1 protein-coding gene is annotated in these 4796 nt (G+C 70.9%); it reads right to left on the reverse strand.

From position 1 onward, the window contains the following. Nucleotides 1-4796, reverse strand: a 4796-nt coding sequence (locus ACIBIW_RS36700; protein ID WP_399342879.1) for a beta-ketoacyl synthase N-terminal-like domain-containing protein, incomplete at both ends; no start/stop codon positions are given.

A 4796-nucleotide genomic window follows, 5' to 3' on the forward strand; every position in this document is an offset into this window, starting at 1 on the left:
GTCCCACCCGACACCAACACCGAACCCGACAACCCCACACCACCCACACCCGCGACCCCACCCCGAACCCCACCCACCCGCGCAAGACGGGGAGCCGTCATCTCCCCGCGTGACAGCCGCAGTTCAGGCTCCCCGGAGGCGACCGCCGCAGCCAGGTCGCCGAGCGACAGCTCTTCCCCCGCCTCCACCAGTGTGATGCGCCCGGGGTTCTCGGACTGCGCCGACCGTACGAGCCCCGCCACCGAGTGCCCGACCAGACCTGCGCCGATGAGCACCAGCAGCCGCGAGGACTCGTTGCGCTCGTCGCCGAGCCAGTTCTGCAACACCGCCAGGCAGGCCAGCGTGGCCTGGTGGACCCCGGCGACGACGTCACCGGTCGGCTCCTGGATGGGGGCCACGAGAACATCGGGCGCCTCGGGGCCCATGTCGGTCAGGTCGGCGTACGTGTCCAGGCCGAGTGCGTACGTGTCCTCGCCACCGAGCAGCGCCCACGCCCCCTGCGCGCCTTCGGCCATGACGGGAGCCTGGACCCGGGTCCACTCGACCTCGAAGAGGGAGTCGGCTGCGCGGGCGGCACCTGTGGCTCCGTACTCGGCGACGTCCAGCGGCCGCGTCACCAGGGACCCCACGGAGACCACGGCCTGGCCGGTCGGGTCGGCGGCCTCAAGGGTCAACGAGTCATCGGCGTCATGCGTCAGCCGTACCCGCAGCTCCGACGCGCCGCTCGCATGCAGGCTCACGTCCTTCCAGACGAACGGAAGCCGCACCTCGTCGCCCAGCGCCCCGGCGTGCAGGGCGGCATCGAAGAGTGCCGGGTGCAGCCCGAACTGCCCTGCCTGCGCCCGGCGTTCCTCATCAAGACCTACCTCGGCGAAGACCTCGGCGCCTCGCCGCCATACCGCTCGTAGCCCCTGGAAGGCGGGTCCGTAGCCGTAACCGGCGTCGGAGCGGCGCTCGTAGAAGTCGTCGATGTCAACGGGCTCCGCGCCGACGGGCGGCCACACCCCGAAGTCGAAGTCGGTTCCGGCAGGTTGCGGGGCCTCGTTGACCGGCGTGATCGTCCCGGTGGCGTTACGGGCCCATGCCCCCTGCTCGTCTCCCTCGTCACGCGAGTACACACCCACACCCCGACGCCCCTCACCATCAGCGTCCTCCACCACCACCCGCACCTGCACCCCACCACGCCCCGGCACCACCAACGGCGCCTCAACCACCAACTCCTCCACACACCCGCACCCCACCTCATCCCCCGCCCGCACCACCAACTCCACCAACGCCACACCCGGCACCAACACCACACCCCGCACCGCATGATCCCCCAACCACCCCTGCACCCCCAACGACAACCGCCCATGCAACGACAACCCCCCACCCTCCACCGCACCCACCACCACACCCAACAACGGATGACCCACCGAACCCAAACCCAGGCCGGAAGCGTCCTGCACGGGGTCGGCGTCCTCCAACCAGTACCGACGGCGCTGAAAGGCATACGTCGGCAACTCAACCCGGCCGAAGTCCCGCCCCCCGAAGAACACCGACCAGTCGACCTCCACCCCACGCACCCACGCCTCAGCCGCACTCGCCAACATCCGGCGCAGACCGCCCTCATCACGCCGCAATGAGCCGACGACCACGGTGCTCTCGTTCCCGGGGAGTTCAGCGAGGGAATCCTCCACCGCCGCCGTGAGAACAGGATGAGCGCTGCACTCGACGAACGTCCCGAAGCCATCCGCCGCCAGCGCAGTAATCGCCTCATGGAAGCCCACCGGCTCACGCAGATTCCGATACCAGTACTCGGCCGTCAGCGAATCGGACTCCACCCAGCCACCCTCGACCGTCGAGAACACGGGGACGCGACCGGGCAAGGGACTGATCTCCCCCAGGACTTCGAGCAGTTCGTCCCTGATCTCCTCCACATGGAACGAATGCGACGCGTAGTCCACCGGAATGCGGCGCGCCCTCACGCCGTCCGCCTCACAACGCGCCGCCACCTCCGCCAGCGCCCCGCCATCACCCGCGACCACCACGGCCGCGGGCCCGTTCACCGTCGCGACCGACACCCGATCCGACCAGCCGCCTTCGACCAGAGCCTGTTCGGCCCACGCCCTCGGGGCCGCAAGCGACCACATCTCACCCCGGCCAGCCAACCCCCTCAACACCTTGCTGCGCAGGACGACGACCCGTACCGCATCCTCCAGCGACAACGCACCCGCCACACACGCCGCCGCAATCTCCCCCTGCGAATGCCCCACCACCCCATCCGGCACCACACCCCACGACTCCCACACCCGCGCCAACCCCACCATCACCGCAAACAACACCGGCTGCACCACATCCACCCGACCCAACAAACCCCCATCCCCAAGCGCCTCCAACACCGACCAACCAGCCAACTCCCCAACCAACCGATCACACTCACGCATGGCCTCGGCAAAAACCGGAGAATCCCGAAGAAGTTCAACCGCCATCCCCACCCACTGCGCCCCCTGCCCAGGGAACACAAACACCCGCCGACCCGCCGTACCCACAACCGCCCCCGTTACGGCGGCCCCACCACCGGCCATGTCCGTACCGGAGCCGGCGAGCGCGTTCAGGCCCGCCCTCAGTTCCTGGCCGTCGGCCGCCAGCACGACCGCCCGGTGTTCGAGGGCGGATCGTGACAGCGCCGCCGCGCCCACTCCCCCGACAGAGACGGGGACGGCATCGCCGCCGAGGGCCGCCAGCCACCGTTCGGCCTGCCCCGTCAGCCCCTCGCGGCTGCGGCCGGACAGCACCACCGGCAGCACGCCACCGGTGTCCTCGGCGGTTTCGGCCGGGGGTTCGGCCGCGGCCGGGGGCTGTTCGAGGACCACGTGGGCGTTAGTGCCGCTCACCCCGAACGACGAGACGGCTGCACGACGCGGACGCCCCACCGCCTCCGGCCACGCACGACTCTCCGTAACCAGTTCAACCGCGCCATCGGTCCAGTCCACGTGCTCCGACGGCTCGTCCACGTGCAGGGTCGCGGGCACCACGCCCGCCCGCATGGCCATCACCATCTTGATCACACCGGCCACACCCGCGGCGGCCTGCGCATGACCGATGTTCGACTTCAACGAACCAAGCAGCAGGGGTTGTTCGGCAGCACGTTCCTGGCCGTACGTCGCCAGTACCGCCTGTGCCTCGATCGGGTCGCCCAGCGTGGTGCCGGTGCCGTGCGCCTCCACCACATCGACCTCGGAAGCCGACACCCGGCCATTCGCCAACGCCTGCCGAATTACCCGCTGTTGGGCAGGCCCGTTCGGCGCCGTGAGCCCATTCGACGCACCGTCCTGATTGACCGCACTGCCCCGCACCACCGCAAGCACCCGATGCCCGTTGCGCCGCGCATCCGACAGCCGCTCCACCAACAGCACGCCCACGCCCTCCGCCCAGGCGGTGCCGTCGGCCGAGGAGGAGAAGGACTTGCAGCGGCCGTCGGGCGCGAGGCCCCGTTGACGTGAGAACTCCACGAACGGGCCCGGTGTGGGCATGACCGTCACGCCCCCGGCGAGGGCGAGCGTGCACTCCCCGGCGCGCAGGGCCTGCGCCGCCAGATGGAGCGTCACCAGGGACGAGGAGCATGCCGTGTCGACCGAGACCGCGGGGCCCTCGAAGCCAAAGGTGTAGGAGACCCGCCCGGACACCACACTGCCCGCCGAGCCCTGGCCCACGTACCCTTCGAGGTCGTCGGGTACGGAGCGCAGCCGGGCGCCGTAGTCGTGGTACATCACGCCGGAGAACACACCCGTACGGCTCCCGCGCAGCGACGCCGGATCGATCCCCGCCCGCTCAAGCGCCTCCCAGGACACTTCGAGCAGCAGCCGTTGCTGGGGGTCCATCGCCGTGGCCTCACGTGGCGAGATGCCGAAGAAACCGGCGTCGAAGTCCGCCGCGTCGGAGAGGAAGCCGCCGCGGCGGACGTATGACTTTCCGGCATGGTCGGGGTCGGGGTCGTAGAGGCCGTCCAGGTCCCAGCCGCGGTCGTCGGGGAAGTCGACGATGCCGTCGCCGCCCGACGCCACCAGGTCCCACAGGTCTTCCGGGGAGGTCACACCGCCGGGCAGGCGGCAGGCCATGCCGACGATCGCGATCGGCTCGTCGACCGACACGGACGTGACCGCCGCAGTCGTCACGGTCGGTGCGCTGCCCGCCAGTTCGCCGTCGATGAAGGCGGCCAGCGCCTCAGGTGTGGGGTGGTCGAAGACGAGCGTGGCCGGGAGCCGTACGCCTGTGGCCGCCGACAGCCGGTTGCGCAGCTCCACCGCGGCCAGGGAGTCGAAGCCCAGGTCGCGGAAGGAGCGTCCCGCCGGTATCTCGCCGGGGCCGCCGAGTCCCACCACCGACGCGGCCTCCACCGTCACCAGGGCGACCAGCTCACGTTCGCGCTCCTGCTGGGGCAGCCCGGTCAGCCGCGCCGCGAGGGAGCCCGGTTCCACGGTGCCGACCCGTGCCACCCGGCGCCCGCGCCGTACCAGCCCGCGCATCAGGGGCGGTACGGGGTCGTGCTCGGCCATGGCGCGCAGGTCGAAATCGGCCCCGACCAGCAGGGCGTCGTCCATCTTCAGTGCGGCGTCGAGGGCCGCCATCCCGGCGGCCTCGGCGAGGGGGCGTATGCCGGTGCGGGCCAGGCGCGCCCGGTCGGTGTCGCTGAGGGCGCCGGTCATGCCGCCCTCCTGGTCCCAGAGGCCCCAGGCGAGGGAGAGCGCCGGCAGCCCCTGCGCACGCCGCTCCACCGCCAACGCATCAAGAAACGCATTCGCCGCCGCATAATT

It is taken from the genome of Streptomyces sp. NPDC050560 (genome assembly GCF_044457285.1).
GTDB lineage: Bacteria > Actinomycetota > Actinomycetes > Streptomycetales > Streptomycetaceae > Streptomyces.